At 52.2% G+C, this 17,552-nt stretch carries 9 protein-coding genes; 5 read left to right on the top strand and 4 right to left on the bottom strand.

All coding sequences use genetic code 11. From position 1 onward, the window contains the following. Positions 1-151 precede the first annotated feature (151 nt). Together galU and MED297_RS04730 are read left to right on the top strand one after the other, a co-directional pair. Complete coding sequence (gene galU, locus MED297_RS04725) at positions 152-991, top strand: UTP--glucose-1-phosphate uridylyltransferase GalU (protein WP_008042805.1); 840 nt, start codon at positions 152-154, stop codon at positions 989-991. Positions 992-1,228: 237 nt separating this feature from the next. After that, positions 1,229-2,209 (top strand): hypothetical protein, encoded by a 981-nt coding sequence (locus MED297_RS04730; protein WP_008042806.1) that lies wholly within the window; start codon positions 1,229-1,231, stop codon positions 2,207-2,209. Between the two features lie 603 nt (positions 2,210-2,812). Here MED297_RS04730 and aceF read toward each other — a convergent pair. From aceF to hexR, 4 genes are all read right to left on the bottom strand, one after another. Next, positions 2,813-4,747, bottom strand: a complete 1,935-nt coding sequence (gene aceF / locus MED297_RS04735) for a pyruvate dehydrogenase complex dihydrolipoyllysine-residue acetyltransferase (RefSeq protein ID WP_008042809.1) — start codon at positions 4,745-4,747, stop codon at positions 2,813-2,815. 21 nt (positions 4,748-4,768) lie between these two features. Further along, positions 4,769-7,429 carry a pyruvate dehydrogenase (acetyl-transferring), homodimeric type gene (gene aceE / locus MED297_RS04740; protein ID WP_008042811.1) on the bottom strand — a complete coding sequence of 887 codons (2,661 nt, stop codon included), beginning with the start codon at positions 7,427-7,429 and terminating at the stop codon, positions 4,769-4,771. A 258-nt stretch (positions 7,430-7,687) separates the two neighbouring features. Beyond that, a complete protein-coding gene (pyk, locus tag MED297_RS04745; RefSeq protein ID WP_008042812.1) occupies positions 7,688-9,136 on the bottom strand; it encodes a pyruvate kinase in 1,449 nt (482 codons plus the stop codon). 116 nt (positions 9,137-9,252) lie between these two features. After that, a complete protein-coding gene (gene hexR, locus MED297_RS04750; protein WP_008042814.1) occupies positions 9,253-10,113 on the bottom strand; it encodes a transcriptional regulator HexR in 861 nt (286 codons plus the stop codon). 456 nt (positions 10,114-10,569) lie between these two features. Between hexR and glk the strand changes: the two genes are divergently transcribed. From glk to malQ, 3 genes are all read left to right on the top strand, one after another. Next, positions 10,570-11,568, top strand: coding sequence for a glucokinase (glk, locus tag MED297_RS04755; RefSeq protein WP_008042816.1), 999 nt, complete (start codon positions 10,570-10,572; stop codon positions 11,566-11,568). 61 nt (positions 11,569-11,629) lie between these two features. Next, positions 11,630-14,863: a glycoside hydrolase family 15 protein gene (locus tag MED297_RS04760; RefSeq protein WP_008042818.1), complete on the top strand. Its 3,234-nt coding sequence runs from the start codon at positions 11,630-11,632 to the stop codon at positions 14,861-14,863. A 241-nt stretch (positions 14,864-15,104) separates the two neighbouring features. After that, positions 15,105-17,300, top strand: a complete 2,196-nt coding sequence (gene malQ / locus MED297_RS04765; RefSeq protein ID WP_008042819.1) for a 4-alpha-glucanotransferase — start codon at positions 15,105-15,107, stop codon at positions 17,298-17,300. Positions 17,301-17,552: the final 252 nt, after the last annotated feature.

Raw genomic sequence — 17,552 nt, forward strand, 5'->3', positions numbered from 1 at the left:
GCGACTGATTAAAATGGTGCACAATGTTGCACAATTTTAGTCATGGCTGTTGATGCCAAAGCCGTCATTCGTAAGGTGAGGGCGGATTACCCGACTTGGTTTGGGTCTTGCTAGAGTATGGTTAACCCTGAGTGAAAAAGGATAAGGAAGTATGATACGAAAATGTCTATTCCCGGTAGGTGGCTATGGAACCCGGTTTCTGCCGGCGACCAAGGCTTTGCCAAAGGAAATGCTGCCGGTGGTGAACAAGCCGCTGGTTCAATACGGCGTGGAAGAGTCCATTGATGCAGGTTTGAATTATGTCGGTTTTGTCACCGGCCGGGGAAAGCGTGCCATTGCCGATCACTTCGATATTTCATATGAACTGGAGCATCAGATCTCCGGTTCTTCAAAAGAACAGTATTTAAGCTCCATCCGTCACGTGATGGACGAGGGCGTGTTTTCCTACACCCGTCAGAAAGAAATGAAGGGCCTGGGACATGCCATTCTTGCCGGTGAAACACTGGTCGGTAACGAGCCCTTTGGCGTGGTATTGGCCGATGATTTGTGCGTAAACACAGAGGGCGAAGACAGCGTGCTTGCTCAGATGGTGAAGGTGCATAAGCAGTTCCGCTGTTCCATTGTCGCGGTTATGGAAGTGCCGGAAGATGAAATTCATAAGTATGGGGTTATCGCCGGAGAAGAGATGAAGGATGGCCTCTATCGGGTCTCCGACATGGTTGAGAAACCCAAAAAAGAAGACGCTCCAAGCAACTTGGCCGTTATCGGTCGGTACATCCTGACGCCCGATATCTTCGATATCCTGAAAGTGACTCCTCCGGGTGTCAATGATGAGGTTCAGCTCACGGATGCTTTGAAAACCCAGGCTCAGGATGGTGTTGTCCTAGCTTACCGTTTTCAGGGAAAACGCTTTGATTGTGGTTCCGTTCAGGGGTTTGTTGAAGCGACTAACTTTTGTTTTGAGAACATTTATGCAGAAGGCAAAGGGTAATCCTTTATTTTGCTCATGACGTACAGGACCCGATTGGCAAACCGTTGATCGGGTCCTATCCTTTCTCTCTCTCCTAGTCGGATTTATTTTAGTTTCCGCATTTTTCTTAGTCAGTGTTTAATGGCTATCGAAAATCCCCGTTGTTGAGTCAAGTAAAGGTCTAATTTCTCGTTTTTTTAGACGCTGTTTTGTTTTAAATTAGCCCATACCCTGATAACAACGATAAGAAAGCACAGAATGAGTAGAATCGATTCCATAAAACTGCTCGGCGATTCAACGGTGTCCGTTCCGCTGTTTAATCCACAAGAAATGCCTAATTTAGCATTTAAACATACCAGCATTCTGTTAAACGGTGAGATGATGGCGGATTCGACCGACCCTGATGAACGGGAGGCTTTTGCTCAAAGTCTCGAGTCGGTGCCGAAACTGTCATTTGACGTAAAGCAGCCGACCGTTCGTTGGGCTGACTTTTTGGCAGAACAATTTTTGACCAACGACGCCTGTTTTGTTTTCTCCCCCAGCGCTGAGCTTTATCCCGAGTATCAATCGGAAATCCAGAAGGCACAGGTTGTTCAAAAAACACAGTACGCCGACTTTTTCGCGCAGAACAATCGGCCTACGGGAAAGCTGGTATCGCTGGAAGTACCAACGGGAAACTGGTTATGCGGTATCAGCCTGATTATGTGGCAGGCACAAAAGCTCCTGCAGTCCAAAGATCCGGAAGAAAGTGTGTCGCTGACCAAACTCAAGGCGCTGTTTGAACAGATCTCGCAACGCACCGTTACTTTTTCTCTGATTTCTATTGCAGAGCTAAACGGCGTCGCTCGTGACGCATTACTGCATGAAAATCTGATGAGTCGTATTGGCGGAACCTTGGGTAAGTCGCAATGGTTTACTCATGAAATGTGTAAGGACAATGCTCAGATTATCGAGAAAGGCGAGTTGAGCGGATTGATCGATCAGATGTTTATCTCCCTGATGACCATCATTGAACGAAAGGCGTTGGCCTTTAACCGGATTATTATCTGCTGCACTCATCAGCAACTTGAAATGTTAAAGGAAACTCTGGCGTTTCAACAGATTGACCAAATGCAAGGCCACTGGAATTTTAAGTGGGTGCATCAGGTTCCTTCCATAACTGCTCAGGCCCTGACTGGTAAAAGCGCGATTCATATCAGTTGCGCAAACAAAGAACTGTTATCGGCGGGACAAGAATAAGCTAGCGGCTTTCTGAACTGAAAAAGGGGCGAATGATTGAGTCATTCGCCCCTTTTCTAACTGCCTTGTAAGCATCGTCCTGATGCCCATCCCTGAAGTTCCATCCGTGAAACCTGCCTTCCTTGGGCAAACAGCTCCTTTAAGGGCACCTCTAATAAGTCTGATGGGGCTCTGGCCTTTCAGAAAAAGTGGCTGTCTAGGCGCGGTTTGCAGTGAATGTCGGGACCTTTGCAATAACCGGAACAACGACAGGCGCTTTTTCTGAAAGCCCCTTCGGGCGGGTCTGAACAGCCCAGTGGACATCGTTATCAATAGCCGGATATAGAATAACTATTATCCAGCTATTGAACCTCACCACTGAACGGTTCAGGCTCCGCAGAGCTCCATCAGACTTATTAGAGGTGCCCTTAATTCAACTCTGTCAGACTTCATGTCTGCTGTGCGTTGAACTGATGCCTACTGTATGAGACTTCTGAAGGTCTGTTAACTGCTATCAGCAAAGTATCATCTGGAAGCACTGACGGTGTTATCTGGTGCGACGAATCAGGTTTGCGGCATAAAAAAACCGGCCGAAGCCGGTTTATTGATCAGATAACGACAGGGTTACAGAACCAATCGACGCACGTCCGCAAGGACAGTGGACAGATAGGTCGTGAACTTCGCAGCATCGGCGCCGTTAATCGCCCGGTGGTCATAAGAGAGCGACAACGGAGTAAAGGTACGTGGTACAAATTCCGAACCGTTCCAATGCGGTTTCACGGAGTTCTTGGAAACCCCGAGAATGGCGACTTCAGGTGTGTTCACAATCGGTGTAAAGGCCGTTCCGCCTAAGCCACCGAGACTGGAAACCGTAAAGCAGCCACCTTGCATTTCAGCAGGCTTCACCTTGCCGTCGCGACCGCGCTTGGCGAAATCGATGATTTCCTCAGCGATCTGCCAGATCGATTTTTTATCGGCATCTTTGATGACCGGTACGATCAGACCGTTAGGCGTGTCTACGGCCACTCCGATGTTGATGTAGTGCTTCTGGACATAGCGTTTGCCATCGGCCATCAACGACACGTTAAACTTCGGAAACTCTTCGAGCGCTGAGGCACAGGCTTTGACAATAAAGGCCAACGGACTGATTTTAACACCGCGTTTTTCCATGTCAGGTTTCAGTGATTGACGGAACGCCTCGGTGTCGGTGACATCGGCTTCGTCAAACTGAGTGACGTGTGGAACGACCAGTGTGTTACGCACCATGTTAACCGCAGTAATCTGCTGGATGCGGTTCATGTCAACGATTTCGACTTCACCGAACTTGGAGAAATCCTGATCGGGCACCGTTGGTAAACCGGCACCGGCCGCAGGCTGCTGAGGCTCTTGCAGGCGTTTCTTCACCCAACCCGCGACGTCGTCTTTCAGAATGCGATTGCGTGGACCGCTGCCAGGCACCTTAGCCAGGTCGACACCGAACTCACGAGCCAGGCGTCTGACGGCCGGACCGGCGTGTACATTTTTGCTTGGTCGGATCGGAGCGTCTTCGTAGGCATTCGAAATAACGGGTGCCTGAGATGACTCAGTAGCCGGTGCTGGCGCTGGTGACGATGACTTGCTGGGTTGATCAGCGGCTTCTGCCGGTGCCGCTGGTTCAGAGCCCTCGGCTTTAATCGTCAGTACAAGGGTGCCTTCGGAGACATCATCGCCTTCGTTGACCGAGACTGAGATCACTTCACCGGCGGCCGGGGAGGGGACGTCCATACTGGCTTTATCTGACTCCAGTACCACAATCGTGTCTTCTTCGGCGATAACGTCACCGGGTTTAACCGAGACTTCGATAACTTTGGCGCTGTCCATCCCGATATCCGGTATTTTCACCTCTTCCAGCGCCGACGGAGCTTTGGGTGATGTTGCCCCAGGGGCCGCCTGAGCTGACTCTGTATTGGCCGGTTGCGCAGGAGCCTCCTCTGAACTGTCGCCGGCAGCTTTCAGTTCGATGATGACATCCCCTTCTGAGACGGAGTCACCTTCGTTAACCTTGATCGCAACGACTTCACCTGCGTCCGGAGACGGGACGTCCATTGAGGCCTTGTCGGACTCCAGAACGATCAGGGTGTCTTCTTCCGAAATGGTGTCTCCGACACTGACGGCAATTTCGATGACGCTGGCGCTGTCCATGCCAATGTCCGGTACTTTGACCGGTTTTACGCCGCCACCGGTTGCACCCGCTGGTTTTGATGCAGCCGGGGTTGGTTTAGGCTCTTCCTTGGCAGCAGGCTTGGCCTCGGACTCGTCTTGCGAGTTGTCATCGCTGCCACTGTCTGCGGTTTCAATGTAAATCAGTTCGTCACCTTCAGCCGCACTGTCACCTTCACTGATTTTCACCTGGACGACTTTTCCGGCCATTGGGGCGGGTACGTCCATGGAGGCTTTATCGGATTCGAGTACCACGATGGTGTCATCGACTTCGATGGTATCCCCGGTTTTAACGCTCACCTCAATACAGGTGGCAGAATCCATACCGATATCGGGTACCCGGATAATTTCAGTTGTCATGAAAAACTCCTAATTCTGCTATCACACTGTCACTGGGTTAGGTTTGTTGGTATCCAGACCGAGTTTCTCGAACGCGGCGGTGACCTCTTTCGCTTCAATGGTGCCTTCATCAGCCAGAGCCTTCAGAGCCGCGACAGTGATCCAGTTGCGGTCGACTTCGAAGAAGTGACGCAGCTGTGCACGGGAATCGGATCGGCCGAAACCGTCGGTACCCAGTACGTGATATTCCTGAGGAACCCATTTGCGAATCTGGTTCGCATAGTTCTTCATGTAGTCGCTGGCTGAAATTACCGGACCACGACGGCCTTTCATGACTTCAGTGACGTAAGATTCACGTGGTTTGGCTTCCGGGTTCAGCAGGTTTTCACGATCGGCATCCAGTGCTTCACGCGTTAACTCGTTGTAGCTGGTCACAGCCCAGACATCGACCTGTACGCCCCAGTTGTCGCGCAGCATTTCAGCGGCGGCACGAACTTCCTGCATGATGGAGCCAGACCCCATCAGCTGAACGGTCTTTTTGCCTTTTTTCACGCCATCTTCCAGCAAGTACATGCCTTTCTTGATGCCGTCGGCCATCTTGTCGTCAACCAGGCCCGGGTGCTGATAGTTCTCGTTCAGTGTGGTGATGTAGTAGAAGACATTTTCCTGATCTTCAACCATACGCTTCAAACCGTCCTGAACAATCGTTGCCAGTTCATAGCCATAGCTGCAATCGTAGGTAACGCAGTTCGGAATCGTGCCGGCCAGAATGTGGCTGTGACCGTCCTGGTGCTGCAAGCCTTCACCGTTCAAGGTCGTTCGACCCGACGTCGCACCGATCAGGAAGCCGCGAGCCTGTAAATCACCAGAAGCCCAAGCCAGGTCGCCGATACGCTGGAAACCAAACATGGAGTAGTACACATAGAACGGCACCAGTTGATAGTTGTAGGTGGAATAGGCCGTTGCCGCGGCAATCCAGGAGCTCATGGCGCCGGACTCGTTAATACCTTCCTGCAGAATCTGCCCTTTGACATCTTCTTTGTACCACATGACCTGGTTCTTATCCTGCGGGATATAGGTCTGTCCCCACGGAGAATAGATACCGAACTGGCGGAACATGCCTTCCATACCGAAGGTACGGGCTTCGTCCGGAACAATCGGCACGATACGGTTACCGATTTTCTTATCTTTCAGTAACTGCGTCAGGACGCGGTTGAACGCCATGGTGGTGGAGATTTCACGGTCACCGGAGTCTTTGGTGACGGCACTGAAGTCTTCCAATGTCGGTACTTCCAGTTTGTCTTCCGCTTTGGCCCGTCGCATTGGCAGGTAGCCACCCAGGTTGTTGCGGTGGTTGCGGATGTACTGCATTTCCGGGCTGTTTTCGCTCGGGCGGTAGAATGGAATCTTACCGGCTTCAAGATCTTCATCGGAAATCGGCACACCACAGCGGTCACGGAAGGTTTTAAGATCGTCAACCGACAGCTTTTTCAGTGAGTGCGTCATGTTTTTCGCTTCACCGGCTTCGATGCCGTAACCTTTAACGGTATGAGCCAGAATAACGGTTGGCTGACCGTTGTTGTCGCTTACCGCCTTCTGGAAGGCCGCGTAGACTTTGTAAGGATCGTGACCACCACGGTTCAGACGGTAGATATCTTCGTCGGACAGGTCTTTGACCAGCTCTGCCAGTTCAGGGTATTTACCGAAGAAGTGTTCACGCGTGTACGCGCCGCCGTGGGATTTATAGGCCTGCAGCTCACCATCAACCACTTCATCCATACGCTTCTGCAACAGACCTTTTTTATCCGCTGCAAACAGCTTATCCCAATGACGACCCCAGATAACTTTGACCACGTTCCAGCCAGCGCCGCGGAACATGCCTTCCAGTTCCTGAACGATTTTACCGTTACCGCGAACCGGACCGTCCAGCCGCTGCAAGTTACAGTTAATCACGAAGTTCAGGTTGTCGAGGTGTTCACGGCCGGCCAGGGAAATGGCACCGAGCGATTCCGGTTCGTCCATTTCACCGTCACCGAGGAAGGCCCAGACACGACCGCCTTTTTCAATTTTTTCGTGGTTTTCCAGGTAGCGCATGACGTGCGCCTGATAGATTGCCTGAATCGGGCCCAGACCCATGGAAACGGTTGGGAACTGCCAGTAATCCGGCATCAGCCATGGGTGAGGGTAGGAGGACAGACCTTTGCCATCGACTTCACGGCGGAAATTGTCCAACTGCTCTTCGGTCAGGCGGCCTTCAACAAACGAGCGAGCATAGATGCCCGGCGCAATGTGACCCTGGAAGTACACCATGTCTCCCGGGTGAGTGGCGGTTGGCGCGCGCCAGAAATGGTTAAAGCCGATATCGTACAGGGTCGCAGATGACTGGAAACTGGAAATGTGTCCGCCCAGATCGTCGCCGGACTTGTTGGCTCGAACCACCATGGCAACGGCGTTCCAGCGAATCATTGCGCGGATTTTGCGTTCCAGCTCATTATCGCCAGGGTATTTGGGCTCTTCATCTAAACGGATGGTATTGCGGAAAGGCGTGTTGATGGCAAAAGGTACATCTTCGCCCGAACTGGACACTTCATCTGAAAGGCGCTTCAGCAGAAATTGCGCACGGTCATTGCCTTCCTCACGAAGCACGGAAGCCAGTGCATCCAGCCATTCCTGTGTTTCAATAGGATCTATATCGTGTTCCATAAAGACTTCCCCAACTGATAACGGATATGTAACCGTTAGTAAGTGTTAAAAAATTCAAACAAGCTTAGCAGGCTATATTGAAACTTTCTGTGTTGAATTTGGTTCAACAAAACTCTGTCACTTTTTCGTTTCCAGCATGGATCCATCATCCAGCGATGTTGGCCTGTCTGGCGAAATTTCGCTTTTTTCCGGCCCTGAAACGACAAACGGCAACCCATAGGCTGCCGTTTCGTGAGATTTATAAATTGTGGCGCCTTTTTACAGGATATTACCGACACTTACAATCTTAAATGTATTTGAGCCGCCATGAACACCTTGGTGATCGCCATACGCGAGAATCACCAGATCACCATCGCGGACAATACCCCGACGCTTCACTTCGTCTACGGCCAGTTTGTTAATTTGGTTCAGCGGTTCGCTGGTGTCATCAAAGCCAATGGCTTCCACACCACGGTAAAGTGAGACGCGTCGTTGAGTAGCCGCATGGCGGGTTAACGCGTAGATCGGCAGCCCCGAACTGATGCGCGACATCCATTTGGGTGTCGAACCGGATTCGGTCATGCACAGTATGGCTTTAACGCCACGCAGATGGTTCGCCGCATACATCACCGACATGGCCATGGCCTCGTCGATGCGCTTAAACTCCGATCCGATTCGGTGCTTCGATTCGGTCGTCAATTTATGTTTTTCAGCCCCGAGACAGATGTCGCTCATGGTTTTGACGGTTTCAATCGGGTACTGGCCGGCGGCCGTTTCCGCAGAACACATGATGGCATCGGTGCCATCGAGAACCGCATTCGCAACGTCAAAGACTTCTGCACGTGTTGGGAACGGGTTGGCAATCATCGATTCCATCATCTGAGTGGCCGTGATGACAATTTTGTCGAGGCTTCGGGCACGTTTGATGATGTGCTTTTGGACACCAATCAGTTCAGGGTCTCCAATCTCAACCCCCAGATCGCCACGAGCGACCATGACAACGTCGGAAGCCAGAATGATTCGGTCAAGATTATCGTGATCCAGTACCGCCTCGGCACGTTCGAGTTTTGCGACCAGCTCAGCGGTCGAACCGGCAGCGCGCAACAGTTCACGAGCCTGGTGCATGTCCTCAGCGCTTCTTGGGAACGACACAGCGACATAATCCACGCCGATGTCTGCAGCAATACGAATGTCTTCTTTATCTTTGGGGGTCAGCGCCGCCGCCGAAAGTCCGCCGCCGAGCTTGTTGATCCCTTTGTTGTTTGATAACACACCACCTTGAGTGACGGTCGTGTTGACGGCATTGCCTTCAACGGAGTCTACCGTCACCCGAACCCGGCCATCATCGAGCAGGTATACGTCACCCGGTTTACTGTCCTTGGCCAGCTCCGGGTAGTCGATGCCCACGCGTTCTGCAGTGCCGGAGGCTTTGTCAAAATCAACGTCCAGGACAAACGACTGACCATCCTGAAGTTCAACCTTGGCGTTGTCCTTGAAGCGCGCGATACGAATTTTGGGACCTTGCAGGTCGGCAAGGATGGCGACCGGAGGTAATCCCAGGCGTTCGGTAATTTCTCGCACGGCTTCTGCCCGTCGCCGGTGATCGGCGGCGTCTCCATGGGAGAAGTTAAGCCGGACGGTATTAGCACCGGCGAGAATCAGTTCTTCCAATACGCCGGGCCGGTCAGTGGCCGGGCCCAGAGTCGTAACAATTTTGGTTCTTCTCATGGTCAACCTGTGTGTTCATTAGGGTGGCGTTACTGTTTTGGGCTTCAGTCGGAGCCGAAACCCTTTTAGGGCGGACTGAAACAATAAAAGCCCGTGGCGGGCTTTTATGTCAGTTGCTACTCGTTGTTGCTGGTACTGAATCGCATTTCGGACAGTACCGACTTTATCCGCTTCAAATGGCTTTGAAACTCAGGGCCGAGTTTCAGTGTAACTCCCGTTGCCAGAACGTCCAGTATCGTCAGATACACAATTCTGGATGTCATATTAATATAGATGTCGGTGTTTTCCTGGCTGTCCACACCCAACAGAATATGGCAGTTCTCCGATAGAGGAGAGTGAGGTGTTGTCAACGCGATCACCGTTGCCCCGGATTCTCTGGCAATTTTGGCGGTTTCTACCAGCGAAATGGTACGTCCGGTGATGGAAATGATGACCACTACGTCGCCCGGCTTTGCGGCAGCGGCGGCCATGCGCTGTTGTAAGGCATCAGTGTAGGCCGCGCAGGGCGTATTCAGTCGGAAGAACTTATGGTGAGCATCCATAGCGACACTGCCGGAGGCGCCCAGACCGTAAAAGCCGATTCGCCGAGCCTGCGACAGGGCGTCTACGGTTCGGCTCAGCGCATTGACATCAATGGAGCGCTTGGCGTCACTAACCGCACTCATCGTGGCTTCAAAAATTTTGCTGGTGTAATCCTCAACCCGGTCGTTCGGTTCAACATTGCGGTTGACGTAAGGCGTGCCGGTAGCCAGACACTGTGCGAGTTTGAGTTTGAAATCCGGAAAGCCGGTGCATTCAAGGCTGCGACAGAAGCGATTAACCGTGGGTTCTGAAACGTCAGCGGCCTTGGCAAGACTGGCAATCGATGAGCGGATCGCTTTGTTTGGATCGTTCAGTATCACCTGAGCAACCTTACGTTCACTCTTGCTCAGGCAGCTGGGGTTGGACTTTAAACGATCTAAAATGTTGGTGCTCATTGTGATTTTTTTCCAGAATAGTGTCGTTGCGTTGAGATTGTAGGAAATTCACAACTCAACGGTAAAGTGATCTGGCTTAACTTATTGACAGATTTCTCGGCGATTCGCCCCCGGTAGAGACTCTATCCCGGTCGGGGCTAATCCTCAGATCAGCTAAGATCTTGAAAGTGACGCAGTTTTAAGGCTGATTCAACCTCAATTCCAACCCTTACCGTCTCTTGGTTTTGTCTTTTTTGTAGTAAAGTTACTCAATAATAAAGCTTCAACCGGAAAAATCATCCTAAATGTCAGAATATTTCCCGGTGCGGCGGTGTGGGTCCGGTTCATTTGATCCGTAGCAAGCTCCGGTTTCCGCTGGCGCGGCATTATGCGAACCGATGGTCGGTGACTGGACGCTTTCGGGACCCGGTACTAGAACGCAACAACAATAGTTAAAAAGTTATGAGGACATCAATCATGGAACAGCTCGGGTTAATTGCAGACATTGGTGGTACGAATGCCCGCTTCGCCCTGACACCCATTCGCACCATTGCGCCGGGTGAGGCGCTCAAGTTAACGGAGGCCGATCTGATTGCTCCGACCGCTCTGAACGGTGCGGAGTACGCTAACATTGCGGATGCGATCGAAGCCTATCTGGCCGGCCCTGCGGCAGACTATCCGCGTCCTGAACACTCAGTCATGGCGATTGCCTGTCCGACTGATCAGGATCAGATCACCATGACGAACCACACCTGGTCGTTCAAAGTGTCCGAACTGAAGGCGACACTGGGATTCAAAACACTCACCTTTATTAACGATTACAATGCGCTCGCCAATGCGATTCCTCAACTGGATGATGATGGCTTGATTAAGATCGGTCGTGGTGAGCCGGTGGTCGGTATGCCGATTGCTGTGACCGGACCGGGTACCGGGCTTGGACTTGCGGCATTGGCGTTCAACGATAATGAACCGGTCACCCTGGAAACCGAAGGTGGACATGCTCACTTCGCACCCACCGATGAGACTGAAATCGGGATCTTACAGTACCTGCTGACCAAACATGATCGGGTATCCAATGAGCGTTTGATTTCCGGAATGGGTCTGGAAAACATCTACCGTGCATTGTCTTCAATGGCTGGCGAAGAAAAAGCGTTGTCCGCGCCGGAGATTTCCAAGGCCGCACTTGATGGCAGCGATGAACTTTGCGGTGCGGCGTTAGCTCGCTTTTGCGCCATTTTGGGGAGCTATGCCGGTGATGTGGCCCTGACGCTGGGCGCAAAAGGCGGCGTTTTCATTACCGGCGGAATCGTGCCGAGGTTCATTGAGTACTTTAAATCCAGTGAGTTCAGAGCTCGGTTCGAAGATAAGGCTCGACTGGCCGGGTTTGTGCAACTCATTCCCACCTATGTCGTGGTTTCACAGCAACCGGGTCTACTTGGCTCAGCGGCTGTGCTGAATCATCGCTTGAACCATTAATTGTTATCCGTTTCTTCGCAGCCGATGAACGGCTGCGAAACCCAATCCCTTAGGAATATCCATGTCCCGCAGTGAAATCGAGACCCTCACGACCGAACTGGATCAGTGGTACGAGCTGACCGAGCAAACCATTCTCTGCCGACAGGATCCGGTGTCCGGATTATTTCCTGCCAGCACCGATGTCAATGGTCATGGCGACTACACCGATGCCTGGGTCCGGGACAATGTGTATTCCATCATGGCTGTCTGGGGGTTATGGGTCGGGTATCAGAAGTTTGATCATTTTCCATCACGCACCCAGCGCTTAGCTGACAGTGTGCATCGGCTGATGCGCGGACTGCTGACTGCCATGATGCGGCAGACGCATAAGGTCGAGCGATTCAAATACACACAAAACCCTCTGGATGCTCTGCATGCTAAATACGACACACAATCCGGTGAGGTTGTCGTAGACGACGATAAATGGGGGCATCTGCAGTTGGACGCAACCTCATTGTTCCTGCTGATGCTGGCCCAAATGTCCCGGTCCGGTTTGTCCATTGTTTCACAACCTGATGAAGTCAGCTTTGTGCAGAATCTGGTGTGGTATATCGGACGCGGGTATCGCACGCCGGACTATGGCATTTGGGAGCGTGGCAACAAAATCAACAACGGGCGGGTGGAGATTAATGCGTCATCCGTTGGCATGGTGAAAGCCGCACTGCAGGCGATGCAGGGTCTTAATCTGTTACCCGATAGCGAGGGGCAGATCGGCACCATTCATGTCATGGACGATGAGATTGCCCGCTGTCGTTCGACGTTGGAAAGCTTATTGCCACGTGAATCCCTGTCTAAAGAAGTCGACGCAGCCTGTCTCTCGATCATCGGTTTTCCGGCGTTTGCCGTTGAGAAAACCGAGGTCATTGAGCAGACCCGCGCGCGGGTGCTGGATAAGTTAGCCGGACCCTACGGTTGTGCTCGCTTTTTACGCGATGGCCATCAGACCGTATTGGAAGATCATGATCGGTTGCATTACGAAAGTCATGAACTGCAGAATTTCGAAAACATCGAATCACAATGGCCATTGTTTTATGCCTTTTTGTATCTGGATGCGTTGTTTCGTGTCGATCAGGACGAGATTCGACATTATCGGGCGTTGCTGGATGGTTTACGTGTCGAAAAAGATGGCCTGATGCTGTTGCCGGAACTGTATTTTGTGGATGCGGAACACATTGAGGCCGAGAAGGCCGCGCCGGGTTCGCAGCCACGACGAGCCAACAATAATGTGCCATTGGTCTGGACTCAGTCTCTGTATACCCTGGGTTGCCTGCTGGATGCCGGGGTTCTGTCCCCTTCGGACATTGACCCGATCAACAGTTTTGCCCGAATCGGAAAACAACCGGTCACCAACATCGGTCTGACGATTTTAGCCGAGGATGCGGACGTTCAGCGTGCGCTGGCTGAGCAGGGGGTTGAGTCCTGTCTGTCACGTGATATTGAACCGATTCGTGTCTTTGATGCCACCGAACTGAGTCGGGTGTTTCACGCCGTCGGTCAGAACCCGAAGCTCGGGTTGACCGGTCGACCCCAGCGGAACCCGAGAGTGTTGGCAACCTCTCAACTGTATCGACTGTCTGGGGAAACGGTGGTATTCCTGCCGCAGTTCAGCAATCGCGATCGGTTTTATCTTGCCAGTGACAACGCGCTGTTGTGCGAACTGTTGCAGTCGGAGCTTGCGTACATTTCCCGCCATTGGCAATCACCAAAAGATCCGGTCATGGTTCTGGATATTACACATGCGATGCTGTCGGCTGATGACTCGGTTCGGTTAACGCAGTTGCTCAGCGATATTCAGAATAATCGACTTTCCGGTCTGCAGTCCCGAAGCGTCCATGTTCTTGAGCAGCTGAACGAGCTGGCGATGGAGCAGATCGACGACTTACGGGACTATCAATTACCGCCTCACGGATTGGTCATCGGAGGGCGCCGCCGTAAATGGTTGGCTTTTGATGAACAGGTGACGGTCAGTTCAGCGGAGTCAGTTCTGTCGTTACTGCAGCCGGACTGGACGACTGAGCAACTTGTTGCGACGTTGGCGCAATCGGCGAACCCTTATCAGCAGGTGGATTGCCTGGCCCGCCTAAAAGAACGTTATGGGTTGGATTTCGAAACCGGATTGGCGCCATTAGTCAGTGTGCGGTTGTTGTCGACTGAGCTGTATGAAACCGCAACCGAGCATCAACTGTGGAGCGTCATGCGACATTGTGCGGGACTGTTGGACAAACACTGGAGTGGGTTGGAAGACAGCGTCGCCGAAATTCTTACCCGTCAGCGGATCATTGTCGTTGGGCGGGCCTTTTCTGATCAGGGGATGATAACTACACCGCTGCAGAATCGAGAGATCCTACAGCTGATTCGCCAAAACACCGCACGCGATCCCCGAGAGGGCATTCTCAATCAGGAAATCCTGATTATGATTGCCTCCTTAATGCGAGGTGAACCCGAACTGTTGAGCGGTATGAAAAGCATCCGTCCGGGGCATCTGGCCATGTTGATGATGGGGCAGCTTGCACACGAACGCTCGGTCGAGCCGGATGTGGCGTTTGCTGAACTGACCGCGCTATGCCCGTCTGACATTGAATCGCGTGTCCGGCGGATTCTGTCTGACTACCAATCTGAAGTTGATCGTCTGTTCAATACTGAGTCACTGCATGCACAACAAAGTCTCGTGACGCTTGATGCGTCTACCCAGGAGTCCTCTACTCTGAACGGGGCGCATAACTGGTTGCAATGGCGTGAGCAGCAAGGCGTTATGCCACGGCTTCAGGATGATTTTTACGAACAACTTTGGCGTCTACTTAAGCAATGCCGTGGCGTTGTCGTTGGCGATCGTTTCGACTCGCGCAGTCGTATTGAGTCTGACCACATACTCAGTGCCATGACCGCGGGCGAGCCCCAGTTTGCGTTGCTCATTGAGCGACTGTTAAACAAAATTGAATCACCGTCTTATCGCCAGATGACGATTGAAGCCCTCCGCGCCATCATGGCGTTAGCGCAGGCCAATCCGCAGTTAAGGGTGGACGATTATCTGATCGTGGAAGTGATCATTTCCCACGCGGTTCGCTTGAACTGGATTGAAAACTTTCCTGCTCGGGCTAGCCACTACAACCAGTTTCGTGGGCAGGCCTGGCAAGCCTTTTATCAGAACCCGCCGCAGCGAGTGGCCAGTCGGATTGGCGAAGCACTGAACTACCTGTTGCAGCAGGGACGTCAGGAGCAGCTGTCCGATGGTGGGTTGGGCGAGCCGGTTCATTGATCGTTAACTGAGCAGTGTAAGATTTTTTGTCTGGGATTACGAAGGTCTGGGTCTATTCACCTGTGCAGTGAGGACCATTGCGCCCAGAGGGTGGAACTTTCCACCCTCCCTAAAATCCTTCCTGCACCGGCTTTTTCCAATGCGTCTAAACGCATGGGCTCCACTACACTGTGCGGTAATGTAAAGATTCATAAACTGGTGATCAGGTTTGCGTCTGGTCGAAACGTTAAAGGGGTTCTAAATGGCGAACTATGAGCTGTCGTCTAAAGTCGCTCATCTGAGGAAGATATCGCGAAGCTTCATCGACTATCTTGGTCGTGAGGCTGAAGTGCCTTTCGAAAACATTGAATTGATCCTCCGGGCCATGGGATACGATCTGGATAATGACGATCAACTGGGACACGACGCCTGGGCACTGGATACACATCAGTGGCATGTTTTGCTGGAGCCGATTACGGTTCTGTCGCCATTGCGGGATTACTGGGGCGTTAACCTCTATGTCACCACTGAGGAACTCTGGCAGGCCGGGACCTGGGTCATTACCACCGAAACCGGTGACAAGATTGAAGGCCAGTTTAATCTGGATTTCTTGACGCAGACCGGTGATTACTGGATGGGTGAAACCCAGCATGTTCGCCGTATTCTGCCGCTGCCTAAAACCTTGCCGCTCGGCTATCACCAACTGACCGTCACGGTAGGCGAGCGTCAGATGTCGGCACCGCTGATCTGTACGCCGAAAACCAGTTATCACAACGCACCGATGACCCGTGGTGATAAAACCTGGGGAACCGCCATTCAGCTTTATACCTTGCGCTCTGAACGTAACTGGGGCATGGGTGACTTTTCTGATCTGGCACAGTTGATCCGGGATATGTCGGCGCAAGGTGCCGATGTGATCGGTTTGAACCCGATTCATGCGTTGTATCCAATCAGCCCGGAGCATTGCAGTCCTTACAGTCCTTCCAACCGCAGTTTTTTGAATGTGCTTTATACGGATGTCGAGGCTGTTCCGGAGTTTCAGGAATCGCCGGCGTTGAAGCGCAAAGTAGGCAGTAAAACGTTTGCAGCCCGGGTCGAGCAGCTCAGGGCGACCGACGACGTGCATTATCCGGGTGTCAGCGCGCTGAAGTTTGAATGCTTTGAAATGCTGTATTCAGTGTTCAGAAAGAACCATCTTAATCAGGGCACTGAACGGGATCAGGCGTTTAAAGCCTTTATTGAAGAGCAGGGCGAGCCACTTTACAACCAGGCATTGTTTGACGCTTTGCTGGCTCACTTCAAGGCTCAGGATATCAATGCCTGGGGTTGGCCGGTTTGGCCGGAAGCCTATCAGGATCACAAATCTGAAGCCGTGGCGCAGTTCGCCAGTGACAATCCGGATGCCATCCATTATTGGATGTATCTGCAGTTTATTGCGGACGAACAGTTGCAAAACATTCACCAGCTCTGTCAGGAGCTGGGCATGAAGATTGGCCTGTATCGCGATCTGGCGGTCGGCGCCGATCGCGGTGGTGCGGAAGTGTGGGGGAATCGCGAGAGTTTCTGTCTCGATGCCGCCGTTGGTGCACCGCCCGATGCCTTAGGGCCGAATGGCCAGAACTGGGGGCTGCCGCCACTGGACCCGGTGAAGCTCAAGCATGAAGGTTATGAGACCTTTATAACCCTCTTGCGCAATAACATGCGAGGCTGCGGTGCCTTACGCATCGACCATGCGCTTGGCTTGCTCCGCTTGTGGTGGTGTCCGCCGGGTAAAAGTGCGGCTTTCGGCGCTTACGTGTACAACGACCTCTTCGACATGCTGGGTATTTTGAACCTCGAGTCTCAGCGGAATGAATGTATGGTCATTGCCGAAGACCTCGGAACCGTTCCGGAAGAGGTGACCCGGTATTTCCCGGAAGCCGAGCTGTACTCGAACAAGGTGTTTTATTTTGAAATCGGGGAGCAGGGCTGTACCGAACCTCAGGATTACGCTGAAAAAGCGCTCGCCATCGTCTGTAACCATGACATGCCGACCGTGGTGGCTTACTGGAACAAGAGTGATCTGGATCTTCGCCGCCAACTGAACATGTTTGCCAGCGATGATGATTATTTCAGTGAATGCGCGGCCCGTGAAAAAGCCAAAGGACTGATTCTTGAGGCGCTGAAACGCCATGGCCGTCTGCCCGTCGGATTATCGACGAATCCGGATGATCTGCAGGAGATGACACAGGGCCTTTGTTTTGCGATTCACGAGCATCTCGCGGCCAGCCGCTCGCAGATTATCGCGGTGCAGCTGGAAGATATGATGTTGATTAACAAACCGGTCAATATCCCCGGAACCAGCGATGAGTATCCGAACTGGCGCCGGAAGTTGAACGAAAGCAGCAAAACGCTGTTCAAGCGCGAGGATATCCAGGCTTTCTGTCAAAGCATCAATCGCGTGCGCCAGTCGGTGTGAAAACCGACGGGTTGAACCGTTGAATGCAAATATGGAAAAGTCCGGCGTTTAGCCGGATTTTCACTTATACGGCCTGATGTATGTCATCTGAACCGAATTTTCACTGGACATTGGTTGCATAATTACGCGTATAATGCAGGTGATCGACTGATTTCCAGAGTAGAGCTGTAATAAAACTACAACTGCAGCAGGACAGATGAAAAGACCCTGAAAGGGCGACATCTGAAGGTCCCGTGACTGAGGTTTCGGGGT

The sequence above is a fragment of the Reinekea blandensis MED297 genome (assembly GCF_000153185.1).
GTDB classification, from domain to species: Bacteria; Pseudomonadota; Gammaproteobacteria; order Pseudomonadales; family Natronospirillaceae; genus Reinekea; species Reinekea blandensis.

Coding starts and splice junctions, on each gene's coding strand:
- galU (WP_008042805.1), top strand. CDS start 152: ATGATACGAAAATGTCTATTCCCGGTAGGTGGCTATGGAACCCGGTTT.
- aceE (WP_008042811.1), bottom strand. CDS start 7,429: ATGGAACACGATATAGATCCTATTGAAACACAGGAATGGCTGGATGCA.
- malQ (WP_008042819.1), top strand. CDS start 15,105: ATGGCGAACTATGAGCTGTCGTCTAAAGTCGCTCATCTGAGGAAGATA.
- MED297_RS04760 (WP_008042818.1), top strand. CDS start 11,630: ATGTCCCGCAGTGAAATCGAGACCCTCACGACCGAACTGGATCAGTGG.
- pyk (WP_008042812.1), bottom strand. CDS start 9,136: ATGAGAAGAACCAAAATTGTTACGACTCTGGGCCCGGCCACTGACCGG.
- hexR (WP_008042814.1), bottom strand. CDS start 10,113: ATGAGCACCAACATTTTAGATCGTTTAAAGTCCAACCCCAGCTGCCTG.
- MED297_RS04730 (WP_008042806.1), top strand. CDS start 1,229: ATGAGTAGAATCGATTCCATAAAACTGCTCGGCGATTCAACGGTGTCC.
- aceF (WP_008042809.1), bottom strand. CDS start 4,747: ATGACAACTGAAATTATCCGGGTACCCGATATCGGTATGGATTCTGCC.
- glk (WP_008042816.1), top strand. CDS start 10,570: ATGGAACAGCTCGGGTTAATTGCAGACATTGGTGGTACGAATGCCCGC.